The following is a 17,060-nucleotide window of genomic DNA, read 5'->3' as shown; positions in this document are numbered from 1 at the left end:
TTCCAACCGGTATCATGGGCGGAGTGACTCAATCGTCAATTGCTGAACATTTCCATTACCGTTTGCTTACCCGAAAGATCGGTTCGAAACACAAAAATAATTCCCCCCGATTCGAGCAGGATCCGAAAGCCGGGGGTGATCACCATGTTGCAATTCATTCCTGGCTGCTCCAGTCCAAGGCAGCTGTCTGGCCAGTCCACCTTTTCAATGGAAACCCAGCGCACAAATTCCGGATTGACATTCAGCCGGTTCGCCAAAACCGATTGAGCAGCTTTCAGGGCAATTGGCACAATCCTCATCCGTTCGCCGCTTCGATCGCTGCGAAACTCATACTGAGCGCCATCCAGCGAGATAATTCCCTGATAGCCTTTAATTATCATTTCAGCACATTGTTCATCAACCGATGGGAGGCCAAGGCAGGTGTTTGAATAATCCAATTCGGTAATTTTGTTGAATTCAATCTGTTCGGATTCCACTTTCAAATTCCGGCTAAGCGATTCCACCACTCCCACCGGTAATTCCACCTTGATCGGCTCCGCGGTCGAATTCTGGCGGTTACAGGCAGTCAACATCAGCGCAAGGGCAAGCAAAGCAGTGATCAATTTTTTCATCAAATTTCTTCTCCTCAATAGGGATTTAGGTTCATTCTTGTGCACCACACCAATTTTAGTCAATTTTTCAGTTTGCGTTTAAAATTACTTTTCAATTACAATCGGTGTTTATGTTCGGGAATTAAAAACCAATGGTGACGATCAAGCATATCCGTGAAATTCGACCGCGGTTAGATGATGAATTCAACCCCGGCGTATTTGTCCCGCGCACTCCGGCAATTGCGGAAGCCTATCGGTGGGGAAAAGAACTTCATGCCGGTCAGTTGCGTCTGAGCGGAGAACCTTATTTTGAAACCCATTGTGCCTGGGTAGCCGCCTTCGTGGATAAATTGGTCGCTAACGAAGCCTGGACAATTGCCGCCCTGTTGCACGATAGCGTTGAGGATCAAGGGGAAAGTTTAGAGCGCATCAAACAGCACTTTCCAGGGCGGTTGGGAGAAGAAATCGCCTTTATTGTGGACGGGGTAACCAAAATCAGCGCCCCGCGTGATGGACGTTCACGAGAAATGGAAACCTTGCGCAAAATTGCCCAGTACCGTGATCCCGGTGTGTTTCTGGTCAAGCTGGCCGACAAAAGCCACAACCTGCTCACCCTTCATCACATGCCCGCCCACAAACGGCAGCAAAAAGCTACCGAGGCCATTCGCGCTTATGGAAAACTGGCCGGCATCCTGAATTGTTACCGTTGGCGGCGTTGGATTGAGGATCTCGCCTTTCCTTTTGCCGAGCCGGAAACTTACACCTCGGTTAAGGCAATGATTGATACTGACCCGCGCCTTGACCTGAACTTCATCAACCCAATGATGGAACAACTAGGCGCCATCATGGAAAAAAGCGGTTTACATGGCTCGATTGAGATTATCGTCAACGGCTATTGGCAATCCTGGCAAAAACTGCGCCGCATGGCTCGTGCCCGCAAAACTTCCATGAATTCCTTTCGGGATGTCAATGACATCATCAGTTTCCGCATGGTCATTGAGGAGGAAGACGAAGCCGCCTGTTATCAGCTGTTACCCCGGGTCAACCGCTTTTTAGGCCCCTATCTGGATCAAAACCGTTTCGATGATTATATTGCCTGTCCTCAAAATGGATATCGTGCTTTACAAATTACCGCCTGGCTGCCGGATTTAGGAGCAGTGGAAGTTGCCATTGCCACCCGCGACATGGAAGGGGAGAATCACTGGGGTGTCGTTTATGCCATCCAAAAAGGCAAGGATATCAGCCATTACCGGCCTGTGGAAATTTTGACCCCCACCGGTGGAGCACGTTTTCTGCCGGAAGGCTCTACTGTGTTGGATGCGGTTGCATCAATTCAGCAGGAATTTCTGCTCGATAAAATCAGTGCCGTCAAAGTAAATGGAGCCCTGGTGCGTCTCTCGGATCGAGTGAATTCAGGAGATGTTGTGGAAGTCATTACCGACGGCACCCGCCAGCCACCTAACGAAGAATGGCTTGCCTACGCCAACAATTCCACCGCTCGCTTGCTGCGCTCGGTATTGGTTACCGAAGCCTTAAAAAAAAGCGCCGAAAAAGGACGCCAATTGATCAAACCGATTCTGATTAATCAGGGTATCCTCTCTCTGGAAGATGTTCAGGTCCTTGATCCGGTTCGTTTTGATATTCTTCTGGAAAATCTGGCAGCCTCCAGTCTGGAAGACCTGTATGCTTCGGTTGGTTCGGGCGCCATTCGCGAACTGGATTTCGCCGATGCTCTGATCAATGCGGGCATAACACAACAAAACCTGAATTGGACAACCATCTCGATTACCGGTAGCAAAAATGCCAACCGCCCGGGTGTACTGGCTCGCATTGCCCACCTCGTTTCGCAGGCTGGCGGCAACATTCTTCGTTCCATCAATGACACCCAGCCGGATGGAAGCTTTTACATCCGGCTGGTGATCAAAAACCTGACCTCCACAAAGCGGGAAGCCCTGCGCCTGGCTTTTCTCAACGCCGATATTGAGATTGTCTCATTGGAGGTTGCTTGAGTCATGAAAATTGCCATCCTTTCGGATACTCACAACCATCTGGGTAATCTGCAAAAGGCTTTGCAAATCATCGAGAATGAGAACATCCAGACCATCATTCACTGTGGAGACGTAACCACCGCTGAAACTGCCTCAATCCTGGCTCCCCACAAAGTCATTTTGACATTCGGGAACGGTGATTTTGCCAGCGGTGAAATCCGGGACACCCTGCTGAAAATGAATCCCGAATCTTTCGCCGATACCGTTTTTCAGGGGGAGATAGGCGGTTTAAGAATAGCCGTTACCCACGGTCACCTTGCTTCCAAGTTCCAGAATCTTCTCCACAGCCAGCAGTTCGATTTTCTGTTTTTTGGGCATAGCCACCGCCGCGAAGATAGACTGCAGGGAAAAACTCGCCTGATAAACCCGGGGGCAATTGGAGGATTGAGAAAAGAAGAACGCTCATTCTGCATTATGGATGTACAAAATCGGAAAATCCGTTTTGTTTTCCTGGAATGACCCGGCATTGAATGATTTCGACTATAATCGGAAATAATGAAGCCCATGATTACTCCGCTTGTTATCGCCATTGCTGGTGGTTCCGGTTCTGGAAAGACAACTGTGGCTACCGAAATCCTCAAACGAGTTGGTTCGCACCGAATTGCTTATCTTCCCCACGACGCCTACTACCGAGACCTGAAAGACCTCCCACGGGCACAGCGAGACCTGGTCAATTTTGACCATCCCAATTCGCTGGAAACCTCTTTAATGATTGAACACATCAAAAAATTGAAGAACTGGGAAGCCATCGAGCTGCCGGTTTATGATTTCACCACCCACACCCGTACCGACCGCACCATTCACGTTGAACCGCAGCGCGTGATCCTGGTGGAAGGAATCCTTATTTTCGCCGAACCAGCCCTGCGGGAATTATTTGATGTAAAAATCTTTGTGGATACCGACCCCGATTTACGCTTCATCCGTCGCTTGGAGCGGGATATTCGCGAACGCGGGCGCACAACCGAATCGGTCATCCGCCAGTACTTGAATACCGTCCGCCCAATGCACATGGAATTTGTCGAACCATCCAAACGCTATGCGGACGTCATCATCCCGGAGGGCGGGTTCAACACCGTAGCGCTGGACATGGTCATTTCCCGCATCGAAACACTTTTGGAAAGCAAAGAACACAACCCGGATGAATAAAGACACCCGCCTCAAAGTCACGCGCATTCTTGCCCTGATCTTTGTGGTGGGTTTGACGATTTTTCTCTACATTAACCGCGAAAATGTCCGCCAGCTAGGGGGGCTGGGGTACCCGGGTATTTTCCTGGTTTCCCTTTTGGCAAACGCCACCTTGATTCTGCCCGTACCTGGGGTTTTGTTTACCTCCGCCATGGGGGCGGTTTTCAATCCTTTCTGGGTAGCCGTTGCAGCGGGTACAGGCGCAGCCATTGGTGAACTTTCAGGTTATCTGGCCGGTTTTAGTGGCCAGGGAATTATCGAAAGAACCCAATGGAGCGACAGGTTTGAACAATGGATGCGCAAATACGGGCCAGTTACCATTCTGGTGCTTTCCTTTGTACCAAACCCGATTTTCGATGTAGCCGGGATTACAGCCGGTATCCTCAAAATGCCGCTCTGGCAGTTTTTGCTCTTTTCATGGATCGGAAAAGTATTGAAAATGCTTCTGTTTTCCTACGGCGGATCTTTTGTGCTGAATCTTTTCCCCTTTTAAAAATGACTCAAACGATAGGAGGCAACCATGACTCATACAAGCCGCATTGATCATTATCTGGAAGATCATCTCGATCAGAGTATCTCCGAGTTGAGCCGTCTTTGTGAACAACCCAGTGTCTCAGCTCAGAACTGGGGAATTGAAGAAACCGCCCGGATGGTCGAAAAGATGCTGAAAAAACGCGGGTTTGAAACTCAGAACATTCCTACCGATGGCGCGCCGGTTGTTACCGGATTTCGGGCAGGAAAATCACCGCGCACCATTTTATTTTACAATCATTATGATGTCCAGCCGCCAGAACCGCTTGAATTGTGGGAATCGCCTCCCTTTCAACCCACCCTGCGCGATGGAAAGTTGTTTGCGCGCGGTGTCAGCGATGACAAAGGTCATTTAGTCAGCCGTCTTTTTGCCATAGATGCTTTGCTTGCTGAATTGGGGGAATTACCCTGTAATGTCCGTTTTGTGGTTGAAGGAGAAGAAGAAGTCGGCAGTCCAAATCTCAAACCCTTTATAGAAAAACATGCTGGCGACCTGAGCGCAGATGCCTGCATTTGGGAATTTGGCGGCGTGGATCACCGCGATGTCCCCGTTCAATATCTGGGTCTGCGTGGCTTGTGTTATGTGGAACTCAGTGTTGAAACTGCCAATCAGGATGTTCATTCTGGATTGGGTGGTTCCATTTTTCCGAATGCCGCATGGCGGTTGGTTTGGGCATTGAACACCCTCAAATCCCCGGATGAAATCATTCACCTGCCCGGTTTCTATGATAAAGTCCGTCCGCCCTCCAAGCGCGATCTTGAATTATTTGAATTAATGCCAGAAACTGCCGATGAATACCGCGGCCGATATGGGATCAAACAATTTCTCAAAAGCATGACCGGTGGGGTTGAATTGCGGGTTGCCGAGAGCATGATGCCGACCTGCACCATTTGCGGATTAACCTCCGGCTATCAAGGACCTGGCTCAAAAACCGTCCTGCCTGCTCGTGCCAGCGCAAAGGTGGATTTTCGTCTGGTTCCGGATCAGACTCCCGAAGAGGTGTTGGAGCAATTACGCCAGCATCTCGACAGCCACGGCTTTCAGGATGTGCAGATCACCTATCTTGGTGGCGAAGCACCCGCCCGCACCGATCCGGATCATCCTTTTGTCAAATTAGTGGTCGAATCAGCTGCCGAAGTCTATGGCCAACCGATGCAAATGATCCCGATGAGTGGCGGTTCAGGCCCAAACCACCTTTTCATCGAAACACTGCATGTACCCATTGTTACTGCCGGTATCGGACACCCCGGTTCGCAGGCTCATGCGCCAAATGAAAACATCCGCCTGGATTTGTACTTGAAGGGAGCCAAGCACATCGCCCGCATTCTACTTTTGTACGGCCAGGAAAAGGTGTAGCCCATTTATTCAGTGACCACTTCCAGCGGGTCTCCTACCCGAACGTTCAACTGTTTCTGGGCATTTCCGTTAACCACACAAACGCTCAAATACCCTGAACTGTCGAACATCGTGATGAGAGACCCGCTTGGCGCTTCCCCGAACGTCCGCGTAAATCGCTCGATGGAGGTACCGGCGATAAACACTTTACGAATTTTTTGATCGCCCAAATCTTCCGAAGTAAGATTGCTGATCAGATTTCCAAACACATCAGCCATTAATACCTGCGCTTCCCAGCCGGTTGGTGTACGGCGAGGTCGGGGAATGACTACGCGCAAAAGATCTCGGCTCTCCACATGACTGCCCAGCTCGTCCAGGGGTACGCCATTTGCCAGATGCGCTGCACATGGGGCGAAGATATCCCTGCCGTGAAACGAATGACTGACTTCCGGCAGCCAGAAACGCGGTTCGTTCAGCTCGACCGCATGAATCGGTTCTCCGGTTTTTTCAGCTCGCTCTAACGGTATGGTCAGCAGACCGTTATCCGGCGCGACAAAATAAAAATCTCCTATTCGGACGGCTACTGCTCTTCGTTGAGTACCCACCCCCGGATCCACGATAGATAGATGTACACTCCTCTGCGGGAAATACCGATACGCCTGGCCCAGAATTAAGGCACCGTGTAAAACATTCTGCGGTTCGATCCAGTGGGTAAGGTCGGCAATTTGAACTTGAGGGGCGATCCTCCAGATTACCCCTTTCATGACACCCACAAACGCATCCCGATCACCGAAATCGGTCAACAATGAGATTACCGACATATTTTCACCTCAACCGATCAGCGGTCGTCCGTTATATTGGCGGGTTTGTTGCCATTTCCTTTCAATTGGATTTCTTCACGCATTTTTTCAATCCGCCGCTGAAGATAGGGTGAGAAAAACCCAAAATATCTTTCCTGAAGTTCGGGAAGCATCCAATCCCGACCGGTAATGGTCTTGCGGCAATTAGGGGCTCCACAGTGACACTCGAATTCGTCATAGTCGGAGGAATCGCTCATTGCGTAATCGAAGCAGGCTTCCTCCCCCACTTCAATATCCCGCATGGCGACCAGCGAAATTGGCGAATCCAATCCACAATTGGGATTACAGGAATGATTGAAATAATCGGCGGGTTCACCGTGAGTAACCGGTACCAGATAAAGATCTTCATGAATTTGAATGCCGTGTGTCTGGCGGTCAACCGGCAGGTACTGCAGTTGTTCACTGGTGACCACCTGCCCGCCCCACATAGCCAACAGCTCGCCTGCGCTGATTGGCTCAATCGCAAACAAACCAAATCCCCCCTTTTCAGGGCACGGACGCAACTCCAATTTTGGAGAGCAATATGAAAATGTTTGAATCTCCATTTTTCTCCTTTGAAGTAAAAAGATATGGAATTTTTAACCTCGCCGGAGACGCCCGGTCTTTGGTTAAATTGCCATGGTTATTCACCATGAGCCTGTCCCGGACTAACCCGCTGAGGGTTTGTCCACAAAAAACACGCCATAACGACCACCTTACCGCATGGGCTGTGATGGCACTGTTCTGCGGCGCAATGTCGAGGCAAAAAAATTGGCTCCACAATTCCGCCCGATGGAAAAGCGGTGCCAAAAATCATCCGGCCACCGTTTGATTGCCAGATTTTTCGTTACAGCATTTTTAAGGTGCGTAACGGACAGACGCATGCCTTGCCAGGGCAACTTTCGGGTCAGTACAAACCAGAATGGCTTGCCTGTAACCGGGCAAATGGATTGCTGTTATTATAATCCTATTTCTCCTGAATGGAAGATTTTAGCCGCTTCCAATTTTTCTTGACCGCGGTCTTTCATAAATCTCATTTTCCATGTCGACGGCGTAATTCTTCCTCAATTTCGTCTAAATTCACCCTCTTTAATGAAAGAAGCACCAGGACATGATAGAGGAGATCGCTGACTTCCTCCACAATCCGCTGGTGTCCCTGTCCTTTTGCCGCGAGAATCACCTCAACCGCTTCCTCTCCAATTTTCTTCAGGATTTCATCCTCACCGCTTGCAAACAGGTAGCAGGTATATGACCCTTCCCGTGGATTATCCCGCCGATCTTCAATCACTTTACTCAGTTGATCAAGAAATTGCATGATTTTCATTCTCCTCGTCCATCGGGTTGTGAAAACAGGTGACCATGCCGGTATGACAGGCCGGGCCCTTGCGCAACACCCGCACCAAAAGAGCATCCCGGTCACAATCCACGCTGATTTCTACGACCTGCATCAAATTGCCGGATGTTTCGCCTTTCTTCCATAAACGCCGACGGCTGCGCGACCAGAAGTGAACCAGTCCTGTGCTGCGGGTCAGTTCCAACGCCTCTCGGTTCATCCACCCCAGCATCAGTACTTGTTGACTGAAAGCATCTTGAATAACCGCAGGGATTAAACCCTTCTCGTCAAACCTCAAACTACCTTCTCGGTTCATGATCTTTCTCCTTTCTCCAGCAAGCGCACCGGTATTCCTCGTTGAGAGAGATAGTGCTTTAATTCCGGGATTCGGATAATTCCGTCATGAAACAAGGTCGCTGCAAGGGCGGCATCTGCACCGCCGGCATCCAGCACCTCAGCAAAATGCTCCATTTGACCGGCCCCGCCGGAGGCAATTACCGGCACTGGCAGGTTTTTGCTGAACTCCCGCGTCAATTCAAGATCATAGCCAGCCCGCGTACCGTCTCTATCCATGCTGGTCAGGAGGATTTCACCTGCACCCAAACGAACGGCTTGCTCGGCCCATTCCAGCGCATCCAATCCTGTTGGTGTCCTGCCCCCATCCACAATGACCTCCCATCGGGGCACGGGGCTGTTTTTCATGATTCTCCTCGCATCAACCGCCAGCACGATACATTGGCTGCCAAACCGATCAGCGCCTTCACGAAGGATATGGGGGTTGCGGACAGCCGCAGAATTGATACTGATCTTATCCGCCCCAGCCAGCAATAACTGACGCATGTCCTCCACACTGCGTACTCCACCTCCTACCGTTAGCGGCATGCGGATTTCTTCGGCAACACGGGCAACCAGGTCCACCACCGTCTTCCGTCCTTCCGGCGTGGCCTGAATGTCCAAAAAGACCAGTTCATCCGCACCCATCGCATCGTACAAGGCTGCTTGCCGGAGCGGATCGCCAGCATCCCGCAGGGAGATGAAGTTAATCCCTTTGACCACCCGGCCATCCTTGATATCCAGACATGGAATGATCCGCTTAGCCAGCATGGGTTACCTCCTTCAACACCTCAGGTAAATTCAATTCACCGGAATACAAAGCCCGTCCGATGATCACTCCGGCAAGACCGCTACGGTGGGCAACCTGAATATCCACCAACCGGCTGACTCCTCCTGCCAGCACCACTTTAAGTCTCTTATCCTGCCGCACCCAAAGAGTTACCTCAGGATTTGCCCCGCTTAACATGCCATCCCGTTCCACATCGGTTACCATCACCCAGCGTAAACCTTCGTCTGCCAGCCGATACAGCCACTCTCCTGGCTCCATTTGTGCGCTTTGCTGCCAGCCGTGAGTCTGGATTTTACCGGCACGCAGGTCCACACTGACCGCAATTCGCTCTGAACCCCATTGCCGAATACATCCGGTCACCTGTTGCGGCTGCTCAACGGCCAGCGTACCAAAAATCACCCGGTTGACTCCCATCGCCAATAGCCGCTCGGACGCTTTCATCGAACGCAAACCTCCCCCCACTTGAATTTTTCCTCCAAACTCTGGGGTTATTTCCAAAATCCGGGCAATTGCCGTTTCATTTTTTCTTGCGCGGCGCTCATCACCAAATGCCCCATCCAGATTGATGACATGCAGCCATTTTGCGCCTGAACGGAAAAAACGATAAGCCACTTCTGCCGGATCCTCACTGAATATCGTCTGCCGGGTGGGATCACCCAATTCCAATCGAACGACTTTTCCATCCCGCAGGTCAATCGCCGGGAAAATCGTAAAATCACTCATTTTCTTCCTGCCTCGCCTACAAGTTGACAAAATTGTTCAGCAAAATTTCACCAACTGCCTGGCTCTTTTCGGGATGAAATTGAACGCCAAACAGAACTCCCTGCCCAATCATGCTACAAAAGTCAAGCGTATAATCGGTTGTCGCAAGGACAAACTCGTTCTGGTGCGGCTGGCAATAATAGCTGTGATTGAAATAAGCATAAAACCCACTGGTAAGTCCTCGGGTGAGGGGTGAGTCCCGCCTGATCCAGACTTGATTCCAACCGGTATGCGGCACTTTGTAAGCCGGCATGGATGGAAATTTCCTGACCGGCCCCTTGAAAAGAGACAAGCCTTGGTAACTTCCAAGCTCCTCGCTGATTTCCATTAAAGCCTGCATACCCACGCAAATCCCCAGGAGCGGCCGTCCGCTTTGGATAAAGTTTTTCAGGGCTTCATCCAGGTGATTTCGAGTGAGTCCCTGCATAAACTCACCAAATGCTCCTACCCCCGGCAGAATAATTCGTTCAGCCCTCAAAACATCCTCCGGGTCACGGGTCAGCCTGACCGAAGCGCCTATTTTGGTCAAAGCCCCGACCACCGAACGTAAATTGCCTGTGCCGGCATCTACAACGACCATTGGATCAGACATTCAAGGCTCCTTTTGTGGATGGCACTTCATTCAAACGGCGCGGTTCCAACCGGCTGGCCTCGCAGAGTGACCTCGCCAGCGCTTTAAAGACGGCCTCCACTTGATGATGACCATCCCTTCCGTAAAAGACCTTGACATGCAGGTTTGAACGGGAACGCAGTGCAAAGGATTCCAGAAAATGCTCCCACAAACTCACCGGAATACGGCCGACTTCGCTGGCTTCCCAGCGTGCCTTGATCACACTATAAGGCCTGCCGGACAAATCCACCACTACCCTGGCTAAACTGTCGTCCATCGGTGCATACTGAACTGCCATCCGCACCAGCCCTTTGCGTTCGCCCAACGCGCGGTCAAACGCCTCCCCCAGCAGCAGACCACAATCCTCAACGGTATGGTGATAATCCACTTCATAATCACCCTCCGCCCGGATCCGTAAATCAAACAGACCGTGGAAAGCCAGCTGCGCCAGCATATGGTCTAAAAATCCGATACCGGTTTGAATCTGGTACTCGCCTGTTCCGTCCAGGTTTAATTCCACTTGAACGAAAGTTTCGCGGGTCTGCCGGCTAAGTGAAGCAATTCGCCCTTTCACCTGGTTTTCAGTCATGAGTTGGGTTCCTCCATTTCCTTCAAGACTTGAAACAAAACATCGTGGTGTTGAGGTAATCCAACACTGATACGAATATAGTTTTGCAGTAGAGGGGTATCAAAATAGCGTACAAAGATGCCTCTTTTCATCAAATCGGCTTTGACATTCCTGGCAGGCCGCCCTTTAACCCGGCATAAAATGAAATTAGCCTGCGAGGGCACAGGTTCCAGCCAGTCAACCTGGGTAAGCACGTTGAACAGGCGCCAGCGTTCCGAGCGGAGATTGGCCACCCGCTCAATAAGGCAGGCTAAATCCTCCAACGAAGCAATGGCCGCTGCACTGGCTGCCACATTGACATTGTAGGGCTGCTTTACCTTCCACAAAACCGGCAGCATCCACTGCGGAAAAACACCGTAACCCACTCGCAGTCCGGCAAGTCCAGCCCATTTACTGAAAGTACGCAACACAATCACATTATCCCGTTCAAGCGGCAGACGAATCTGACTGTTTTTTTCGCCCAATTGCCCACCATCACTGAATTCGATATATGCCTCATCCAGTACAACCAGCACACCCCACGAAAAGATTTCCTCCAATTCCGACGGGGTGAGCATTCTTCCATCCGGGTTGTTAGGAGAAGCCAGTAAAACCGCCCGTGGTTTTTGCTGTTGCACAATCCGACGCATCCCCTCCAGATTTAGACTGAAGTCCGGATTACGCGGCACCTCCAGCACCCGTCCACCATTAATCCGGGCGTCGAAGGCATACATACCAAAGGTAGGAGGTGCAACCAGCACGGCGTCACCGGGCTTCAACAGGACTCGCAAAATCAAATCAATCAATTCATCTGCGCCAGCGCCAGCCAAAATATGTTCGACCGGAACATTCAGAAAACCGGAAATCGCCTGACGTAAGGCACGGCTTTCCGGATCAGGATAAATATTGCCCCAACGCAATCCGCTCAAAGCTTGACGCGCCAACGGAGAGAGACCGTAAGGGTTTTCATTTGCGTCTAACTTGATAATTTCCTCAGGCTTTCGCCCCACTCTCTCCGCAATGACTTCAAACGGCTCAATCGGGGTGTAGGGCGCAACCTGTTCAAAACGCTCAAACACATCTTTTTGAATTTCATCAATCATCTTTTCGCTCCGATGGTTTTTCTAATATAGCGGCAAGGGTTGGCGGTTGAGCCATGCTCAACGCTTGTTTCATCCTCAGACAACGCGGCGGCTCCTCATCAAAAATGTAGGTTACCGGCACAACCACCACTCCGCTACCGCCCACCGCCCGGAGTTCATTGACCGCCCGGTAAATCTCATGCTTTTCAACCACCACATGCACAGCATACCAATCACCGTTTCCCCGCGGGGTAAACACCGGTGAGATGGTCGGGCCTTGTAAACCATGTAAAGTGCTGTGATCAAAAATCCGTTGAGCAACTGCCTGAGCCGATGGGCCGCGCATATTGGCAAATACCGAGTAATTGGTACTTCCCCGCAAATGAGCCTCGATCAATTCCAGTAAGTTGCGGGCGAGCGCCTGGGCTGCTTCGCTATCCTTCAACCGGTGAAAATTGGCAATCAGTACCGCCTGAGAAGCGAGAATCTCACCGCCTTCAATGACCTTCAAGCGGTTATCCCGCAGAGTTTGCCCAGAGGCCACCAGATCACTGATCATATCGGCATAACCAATCGCCGGGGCAGTTTCGAGCGTTCCTTCAGCAGAGATCAGGGAAAATGGAATTTGGTGCAGGCTCAAAAACTGACCGGTCAAACGAGAAAACTTGGTCGCCACCCGCAATGGACGCCCCAAGTAAACCGCATGGGTTTTCAGTCCTTCAAGAGTATTTATTCCTTCCCACCCCTCTGGAATTGCCAGACTCAATGTACAACCCCCAAACCCCAGCGCCTCGTGCAAAACCAGAATTGACGTTGGTTCCGGTGATTTTTCCATGACCATATCCAGACCCGTAATCCCAAAGTCAACGCTTCCATCGGCAACACTGGCAACAATATCCCCCGGCCTTTGAAAAAGGACTTTCAAATCCGGCAAATCCGGCAGGACTGCCTCGTACTGGCGAGGATTGGGTTTGTAAACCCGTAAGCCGCAAGATTCTAAAAAATTCATTGCTTCATCAGATAAACGGCCTTTGGATGGTAACGAAATCCGAAAAGTTTTCATGGCTTTCCCTCAATGCAAAAAGATATAAAAAAAACCCCGCCGATTGGCGGGGGTTGGTTCTAAGCGGTAATACCCGAACTACCCACTCACCCAATCGGACAGTGGAGGTTATGGATCAAATGATGATGATGGAGAGAAATGGGAGTATGCATCACGGGTATCATATGGGTTATTTTACTGAGAGGTGTCTGGAATTGTCAAGCAATTTTTGTTGAATTCTTCCGAGAGCATTATACAAGGCTTAACCCGCATCTTTCAGGCAACTTTTCTGCATCTCTTTCGTAAATAAAGTAGAAAAACAGAGAGGTTCAAAACAAAATGGACAATCGCCCAGGTTGCTTATCAGGTTTGTTGAAATTGTTTTTACTGGATCGCCTGTTTAACTGGCTCCAATCCCGATTTGGATTTGGCAGCGGCTCCTGTTTAGGGTGTGGCTGCGGAATGATCCTTTTTATTGTGTTCATCCTGCTGGCACTTTCCGTAATTACCGGTACAGATTGGTTCCGTATCGGTTTTTAAGGAAACTTTTTCAATTTTCATTGCAAAGAACAATGCATTCCTGTCCTGCTTCAACTGAATAGCGTTGAAAGGAAGTTTCCTTTCATTCGGGCAAATCTTGCTCTGGTCCTTACAGGACATCCAGCGAGAGTTCCGGATATTTGAAAAATCCACCGAAAACAGAAATACCGAGTCGGTACAATGTTACCGGGATGAAAAACCGAAACATCTCTGATGCGGGTGTAGAATCAAAGAGCCACCGAAGGGACTCGAACCCTTGACCAGACGTTTACGAAACGCCTGCTCTACCGTCTGAGCTACGGTGGCGTGGGTCAAATTATACCAGTACACCGATTTTTCGGGCAAGGAATTTGATCATGAACATCGCGATGATTTCCTATCACACCTGCCCACTGGCGACCCTGGGCGGTAAAGATACTGGCGGAATGAATGTGTATGTCGCTGAATTAACCCGCTTTTTGGGTAAAGCCGGCATTCACGTGGATGTGTTTACCCGTTCTCAGGATGAACACGTCCCCCATGTATTGCACAACTTAGGTTATGGCAACCGGGTGGTACATATTCCCGCCGGGCCAGAAGTCCCCCTGCCAAAAAAGGAACTGGTCAACTACCTGCCTGACTTTGTGGAGGGGATTCTTCACTTCACCCGCGCCAAACAATTGCGTTACGATCTCATCCACAGCCATTACTGGATGTCCGGAATCGCGGCGGAAAAGTTGAAGGCGGAATGGAACGCGCCCATCATCCACATGTTCCACACTCTCGTGCTAATGAAAAATCGGGTCGCCCGCTCTCCCGAAGAAATTGAAGGCGAGTATCGTTTAGAAGGTGAAAAACATGTCTTACAAATAGCCGACCGAATCATTGCTGCGACACCGGCAGAACAATCCCAGCTGGAATTTCTTTACGGGGCAAACTCAAAAAAACTTCGGGTGATTCCCCCTGGAGTGGATTTGAGCCGCTTCTATCCCATTCCGCGGGATGAGGCTCGTGAGGTGATCGGCGTACCGGTGAAAAATCGGATGATTTTATTCGTCGGACGAATTGAACCTCTTAAAGGGCTAGAAACTCTCATTCGAGCAGTCGCCTGGATGCAGCAGTCCACCGAATTGCTGTGCTGCCCCTACTCCCTGGTGATTGTCGGGGGTGATCCTGAAGAGAGCCAGTTGAGCGTCAATGCCGAAATGGCACGGTTGCAAAATCTCGTCAAAAGCCTCGGCTTGCGCGATTTTGTACTTTTCCTTGGCAAACGCGATCAGGATTCACTGCCGTACTACTATTCTGCCGCTGATGTAGTTGTGGTTCCTTCACATTATGAATCCTTTGGAATGGTTGCGCTGGAAGCCATGGCTTGCGGCACCCCTGTGGTGGCTTCGCAGGTGGGTGGGTTGGCATTTTTGGTGCAGGAGGGCCTGACCGGTTTTGTCGTACCAGATGGCGAGCCGGAAATTCTGGGCAACCGTCTTAAAGAACTGATACTTGATCCCACATTACGCGATCGGCTGGGAAAACAGGCTAATCAAGTTGCTCAAGCCTATTCGTGGGAGCGGATTGCCGACGAAATAAAATCCGTCTATCTGGATGCTCTCAACCTTCGGACGGGCGGCGAGCGCACCTTCCAGCCCTTATTTTCCGCTATGTAGGCAAGTTCTCCTTAAAGGGGCATTTGGAAGAACACAATTAGAACCATCAGCGTACAAAACCACACGCCTACCGCAGCCCAAAGATGATGAATGCGGCTTTCAGCCTTTTGGAACATCCATAACAAAAAAAAGATTAAACTTGAAAGCGCAATGAAACCACTCAGATAATAACTCCACTGAAAAAACTCAAAGCTTTCAGCCAAAAAGACATGCAATTCCAGCCAGAAGCGCAAAGTCCACTCAACTAAAAATACAAACGCCAAAAATCTTACACCCAGCGGGAAAACGGTCTTCCACAGCGTGGCAGTAACCAACACCGCCAAAAGCAGTATGACCGCTTCCACTTCAATTGAGAATGAACTTTCACCCAGACGCCCGGCGGTATTGACGGCGAACCACAACAACAACCCCGCAATCAAACCATACCAGGCACGTGTAATTTCATCAAAACGCATCTGAACACATTTCCCCAACGAGTAAACCCCGCCCGCCAGAATGATTAAAGTGTAAATCAGAAGTCCCGGTGTACCAAACAGCACTTCCACCGGAATAAAAAGTAAATTAAACAACAAAGTAAGCAGGATCATCACCAAAGCCGGCAGGATGCCATCATAGAGTTTACTCTTCCAAACGCTCGGCCCAAACCATTTTTCTTCCAATAAAGTAGTTTTGTGTAGCCCGGTTGTCTTGGGAAAATGTCTTTCTACCGATGCCGTTTCGTTCAGGCTGCCTTCGTGACCGGAAAGAGCAAGGGGTTGTCTGAATGAGTAGTAATGGGCTTCGTTAGGATGAGTAGATTTTTGTACCGACTGCAAGTGTTTCATCATGTTGATCTTCCCGCCTTCTAACTCCATCTTCATTGCGGAAAACTCTTGATTAAATACTAAATCAAAGCACGTCGGCAATCAATCATTCAAACTTACAATTAGTTTTCAGTTTGAAAAATGTGGAAATACAGACAGTCAACCCTCCTCAATTAAACCGGAGGATTGTCTAAGCGCAACCCATATCCGCGCACGGTAATCAGATAAGCATGATTGGGATCCAACACTGCCAGACGATCCCGCAGACGTCTCACCAGGGCATCCAGAGCCTGTTCCGAGACACCTATGGCTTCTTCATCCCCCCAGACTGCGACGACCAATTCCTGCCTTGAAACAACCTTTCCCTCGTTATCATACAATGCTTCCAGTAACCGAAATTGAGGTACCGAAAGCGGCGGTAAAAGTTCCTGTCCATTCACCCACACCCGCCGGGATAACTTATCCAAAAACAATCGTTTGTTGAACTTTTGCTCGGCTTCTTCAAGAGGTAATTCAAATTCAGTTCCCAATGGTAAAGTTGAATCCGAACTGAGATAGACAAAGTACTGAACCAGCGCTATTTGAACAACATCCCCATCCTGAAGAACAACCGGTTCTTCAACCCGCTTGCCGTTCCGGTATGTTCCATTTTTACTTGAAAGATCATGGAGAACAGTTCGATCCGCGTGCACCTCAAAGCGGGCATGATAACGCGACACCTGACGGTCTGGAATTACCAGATCACAATCCTTTTCCCGTCCAATGGTCATTCCATCGAAAATATCCCACCGCTTGCCGTTCAGCGGCCCGCTTTGTGCAATCAAAATCGGTTGATCTTCACTACGCGAATCCACTGCCCATCTCCAGAATGCAGGATTGGGAATGATTGCCTCACCCAGTAAGGTATAATATATCAAAGAATCGATACTTTGTGTAAAAGTATTCTGAAGACATTCTGGTTTCACGCCGAGAAAGACACCAGACTG

The 17,060-nt window shown here is 49.9% G+C and carries 21 protein-coding genes and 1 tRNA gene; 8 read left to right on the top strand and 14 right to left on the bottom strand.

Going from position 1 to position 17,060, the window contains the following annotated elements:
* Positions 1 to 35 precede the first annotated feature (35 nt).
* Positions 36 to 611: a hypothetical protein gene (locus tag AC812_RS13110; RefSeq protein ID WP_061915536.1), complete on the bottom strand. Its 576-nt coding sequence runs from the start codon at positions 609 to 611 to the stop codon at positions 36 to 38.
* 131 nt (positions 612 to 742) lie between these two features.
* Here AC812_RS13110 and AC812_RS13105 point away from each other — a divergent pair, with 131 nt between their 5' ends.
* Genes AC812_RS13105 through AC812_RS13085 form a run of 5 tightly spaced genes read left to right on the top strand, consistent with a single transcriptional unit; the run spans position 743 to position 5,711 of the window.
* Positions 743 to 2,599: an HD domain-containing protein gene (locus tag AC812_RS13105; protein WP_061915534.1), complete on the top strand. Its 1,857-nt coding sequence runs from the start codon at positions 743 to 745 to the stop codon at positions 2,597 to 2,599.
* 3 nt (positions 2,600 to 2,602) lie between these two features.
* Positions 2,603 to 3,097 carry a metallophosphoesterase family protein gene (locus AC812_RS13100; protein ID WP_061915531.1) on the top strand — a complete coding sequence of 165 codons (495 nt, stop codon included), beginning with the start codon at positions 2,603 to 2,605 and terminating at the stop codon, positions 3,095 to 3,097.
* A gap of 45 nt (positions 3,098 to 3,142) precedes the next feature.
* Positions 3,143 to 3,784 (top strand): uridine kinase, encoded by a 642-nt coding sequence (udk, locus tag AC812_RS13095; RefSeq protein WP_061915529.1) that lies wholly within the window; start codon positions 3,143 to 3,145, stop codon positions 3,782 to 3,784.
* Positions 3,777 to 4,316, top strand: a complete 540-nt coding sequence (locus AC812_RS13090; RefSeq protein WP_061915526.1) for a VTT domain-containing protein — start codon at positions 3,777 to 3,779, stop codon at positions 4,314 to 4,316. The genes udk and AC812_RS13090 overlap by 8 nt, the downstream gene beginning before the upstream one ends.
* Positions 4,317 to 4,343: 27 nt before the next feature.
* Entirely contained in the window at positions 4,344 to 5,711 is a 1,368-nt protein-coding gene (locus tag AC812_RS13085) for a M20/M25/M40 family metallo-hydrolase (RefSeq protein ID WP_061915523.1), read from the top strand.
* A 5-nt stretch (positions 5,712 to 5,716) separates the two neighbouring features.
* On the opposite strand, the gene AC812_RS13080 is transcribed toward AC812_RS13085, so the two are convergent.
* Both AC812_RS13080 and AC812_RS13075 read right to left on the bottom strand, forming a co-directional pair.
* Positions 5,717 to 6,511, bottom strand: coding sequence for an SAM hydrolase/SAM-dependent halogenase family protein (locus tag AC812_RS13080; RefSeq protein ID WP_061915520.1), 795 nt, complete (start codon positions 6,509 to 6,511; stop codon positions 5,717 to 5,719).
* 17 nt (positions 6,512 to 6,528) lie between these two features.
* Complete coding sequence (locus AC812_RS13075; protein WP_236839244.1) at positions 6,529 to 7,020, bottom strand: SET domain-containing protein; 492 nt, start codon at positions 7,018 to 7,020, stop codon at positions 6,529 to 6,531.
* 53 nt (positions 7,021 to 7,073) lie between these two features.
* On the opposite strand from AC812_RS13075, the gene AC812_RS17675 reads away from it, so the two are divergent.
* The gene (locus AC812_RS17675; RefSeq protein ID WP_145962541.1) at positions 7,074 to 7,361 is read left to right on the top strand and encodes a hypothetical protein; all 288 of its coding nucleotides are present in this window, start codon (positions 7,074 to 7,076) and stop codon (positions 7,359 to 7,361) included.
* 201 nt (positions 7,362 to 7,562) lie between these two features.
* Here the strand turns inward: AC812_RS17675 and hisE are convergent, their stop codons facing one another.
* Genes hisE through hisG form a run of 8 tightly spaced genes read right to left on the bottom strand, consistent with a single transcriptional unit; the run spans position 7,563 to position 13,109 of the window.
* Positions 7,563 to 7,844 (bottom strand): phosphoribosyl-ATP diphosphatase, encoded by a 282-nt coding sequence (gene hisE, locus AC812_RS13070; RefSeq protein WP_145962540.1) that lies wholly within the window; start codon positions 7,842 to 7,844, stop codon positions 7,563 to 7,565.
* Positions 7,831 to 8,178 (bottom strand): phosphoribosyl-AMP cyclohydrolase, encoded by a 348-nt coding sequence (gene hisI, locus AC812_RS13065; RefSeq protein WP_061915515.1) that lies wholly within the window; start codon positions 8,176 to 8,178, stop codon positions 7,831 to 7,833. Before hisI ends, hisE begins: the two co-directional genes overlap by 14 nt.
* On the bottom strand, positions 8,175 to 8,966 hold the full coding sequence (gene hisF / locus AC812_RS13060; protein ID WP_061915512.1) for an imidazole glycerol phosphate synthase subunit HisF: 792 nt from the start codon (positions 8,964 to 8,966) through the stop codon (positions 8,175 to 8,177). Before hisF ends, hisI begins: the two co-directional genes overlap by 4 nt.
* A complete protein-coding gene (locus AC812_RS13055) occupies positions 8,956 to 9,708 on the bottom strand; it encodes a 1-(5-phosphoribosyl)-5-[(5-phosphoribosylamino)methylideneamino]imidazole-4-carboxamide isomerase (RefSeq protein WP_061915509.1) in 753 nt (250 codons plus the stop codon). Before AC812_RS13055 ends, hisF begins: the two co-directional genes overlap by 11 nt.
* Before the next feature lie 16 nt (positions 9,709 to 9,724).
* Positions 9,725 to 10,339 carry an imidazole glycerol phosphate synthase subunit HisH gene (hisH, locus tag AC812_RS13050; protein WP_082149021.1) on the bottom strand — a complete coding sequence of 205 codons (615 nt, stop codon included), beginning with the start codon at positions 10,337 to 10,339 and terminating at the stop codon, positions 9,725 to 9,727.
* Complete coding sequence (gene hisB, locus AC812_RS13045; RefSeq protein ID WP_061915506.1) at positions 10,332 to 10,946, bottom strand: imidazoleglycerol-phosphate dehydratase HisB; 615 nt, start codon at positions 10,944 to 10,946, stop codon at positions 10,332 to 10,334. The genes hisH and hisB overlap by 8 nt, the downstream gene beginning before the upstream one ends.
* Positions 10,943 to 12,067, bottom strand: coding sequence for a histidinol-phosphate transaminase (hisC, locus tag AC812_RS13040; protein ID WP_061915503.1), 1,125 nt, complete (start codon positions 12,065 to 12,067; stop codon positions 10,943 to 10,945). The genes hisB and hisC overlap by 4 nt, the downstream gene beginning before the upstream one ends.
* Complete coding sequence (hisG, locus tag AC812_RS13035) at positions 12,060 to 13,109, bottom strand: ATP phosphoribosyltransferase (protein ID WP_061915500.1); 1,050 nt, start codon at positions 13,107 to 13,109, stop codon at positions 12,060 to 12,062. Before hisG ends, hisC begins: the two co-directional genes overlap by 8 nt.
* A 318-nt stretch (positions 13,110 to 13,427) precedes the next feature.
* Here hisG and AC812_RS17875 point away from each other — a divergent pair, with 318 nt between their 5' ends.
* Positions 13,428 to 13,628, top strand: a complete 201-nt coding sequence (locus AC812_RS17875) for a hypothetical protein (RefSeq protein ID WP_169787312.1) — start codon at positions 13,428 to 13,430, stop codon at positions 13,626 to 13,628.
* Between the two features lie 233 nt (positions 13,629 to 13,861).
* Here the strand turns inward: AC812_RS17875 and AC812_RS13030 are convergent.
* A tRNA-Thr gene (locus AC812_RS13030) sits at positions 13,862 to 13,934 on the bottom strand.
* Positions 13,935 to 13,984: 50 nt separating this feature from the next.
* On the opposite strand from AC812_RS13030, the gene AC812_RS13025 reads away from it, so the two are divergent.
* A complete protein-coding gene (locus tag AC812_RS13025; protein ID WP_061915494.1) occupies positions 13,985 to 15,271 on the top strand; it encodes a glycosyltransferase in 1,287 nt (428 codons plus the stop codon).
* An 11-nt stretch (positions 15,272 to 15,282) separates the two neighbouring features.
* Here the strand turns inward: AC812_RS13025 and AC812_RS13020 are convergent, their stop codons facing one another.
* Both AC812_RS13020 and AC812_RS13015 read right to left on the bottom strand, forming a co-directional pair.
* Positions 15,283 to 16,131, bottom strand: a complete 849-nt coding sequence (locus AC812_RS13020; RefSeq protein WP_062158932.1) for a hypothetical protein — start codon at positions 16,129 to 16,131, stop codon at positions 15,283 to 15,285.
* 116 nt (positions 16,132 to 16,247) lie between these two features.
* A complete protein-coding gene (locus AC812_RS13015; RefSeq protein WP_061915488.1) occupies positions 16,248 to 16,928 on the bottom strand; it encodes an FHA domain-containing protein in 681 nt (226 codons plus the stop codon).
* Positions 16,929 to 17,060 lie beyond the last annotated feature (132 nt).

The organism is Bellilinea caldifistulae (genome assembly GCF_001306055.1).
Lineage (GTDB): Bacteria > Chloroflexota > Anaerolineae > Anaerolineales > Anaerolineaceae > Bellilinea > Bellilinea caldifistulae.
Note: the sequence above shows the minus strand (reverse complement) of the source record. Positions and strands in the feature narration are given on the sequence as shown.

Bases quoted from the DNA above. Each gene is read 5' to 3' on its own strand.
- hisH (WP_082149021.1), bottom strand. From the start codon at position 10,339: ATGTCTGATCCAATGGTCGTTGTAGATGCCGGCACAGGCAATTTACGT.
- AC812_RS13090 (WP_061915526.1), top strand. From the start codon at position 3,777: ATGAATAAAGACACCCGCCTCAAAGTCACGCGCATTCTTGCCCTGATC.
- AC812_RS13100 (WP_061915531.1), top strand. From the start codon at position 2,603: ATGAAAATTGCCATCCTTTCGGATACTCACAACCATCTGGGTAATCTG.
- hisI (WP_061915515.1), bottom strand. From the start codon at position 8,178: ATGAACCGAGAAGGTAGTTTGAGGTTTGACGAGAAGGGTTTAATCCCT.
- AC812_RS13055 (WP_061915509.1), bottom strand. From the start codon at position 9,708: ATGAGTGATTTTACGATTTTCCCGGCGATTGACCTGCGGGATGGAAAA.
- hisC (WP_061915503.1), bottom strand. From the start codon at position 12,067: ATGATTGATGAAATTCAAAAAGATGTGTTTGAGCGTTTTGAACAGGTT.
- AC812_RS13105 (WP_061915534.1), top strand. From the start codon at position 743: ATGGTGACGATCAAGCATATCCGTGAAATTCGACCGCGGTTAGATGAT.
- hisE (WP_145962540.1), bottom strand. From the start codon at position 7,844: ATGCAATTTCTTGATCAACTGAGTAAAGTGATTGAAGATCGGCGGGAT.
- AC812_RS13025 (WP_061915494.1), top strand. From the start codon at position 13,985: ATGAACATCGCGATGATTTCCTATCACACCTGCCCACTGGCGACCCTG.
- hisB (WP_061915506.1), bottom strand. From the start codon at position 10,946: ATGACTGAAAACCAGGTGAAAGGGCGAATTGCTTCACTTAGCCGGCAG.
- AC812_RS13020 (WP_062158932.1), bottom strand. From the start codon at position 16,131: ATGAAGATGGAGTTAGAAGGCGGGAAGATCAACATGATGAAACACTTG.
- AC812_RS13110 (WP_061915536.1), bottom strand. From the start codon at position 611: ATGAAAAAATTGATCACTGCTTTGCTTGCCCTTGCGCTGATGTTGACT.
- AC812_RS17875 (WP_169787312.1), top strand. From the start codon at position 13,428: ATGGACAATCGCCCAGGTTGCTTATCAGGTTTGTTGAAATTGTTTTTA.
- AC812_RS13080 (WP_061915520.1), bottom strand. From the start codon at position 6,511: ATGTCGGTAATCTCATTGTTGACCGATTTCGGTGATCGGGATGCGTTT.
- hisF (WP_061915512.1), bottom strand. From the start codon at position 8,966: ATGCTGGCTAAGCGGATCATTCCATGTCTGGATATCAAGGATGGCCGG.
- AC812_RS13085 (WP_061915523.1), top strand. From the start codon at position 4,344: ATGACTCATACAAGCCGCATTGATCATTATCTGGAAGATCATCTCGAT.
- hisG (WP_061915500.1), bottom strand. From the start codon at position 13,109: ATGAAAACTTTTCGGATTTCGTTACCATCCAAAGGCCGTTTATCTGAT.
- udk (WP_061915529.1), top strand. From the start codon at position 3,143: ATGATTACTCCGCTTGTTATCGCCATTGCTGGTGGTTCCGGTTCTGGA.
- AC812_RS17675 (WP_145962541.1), top strand. From the start codon at position 7,074: ATGAAAATGTTTGAATCTCCATTTTTCTCCTTTGAAGTAAAAAGATAT.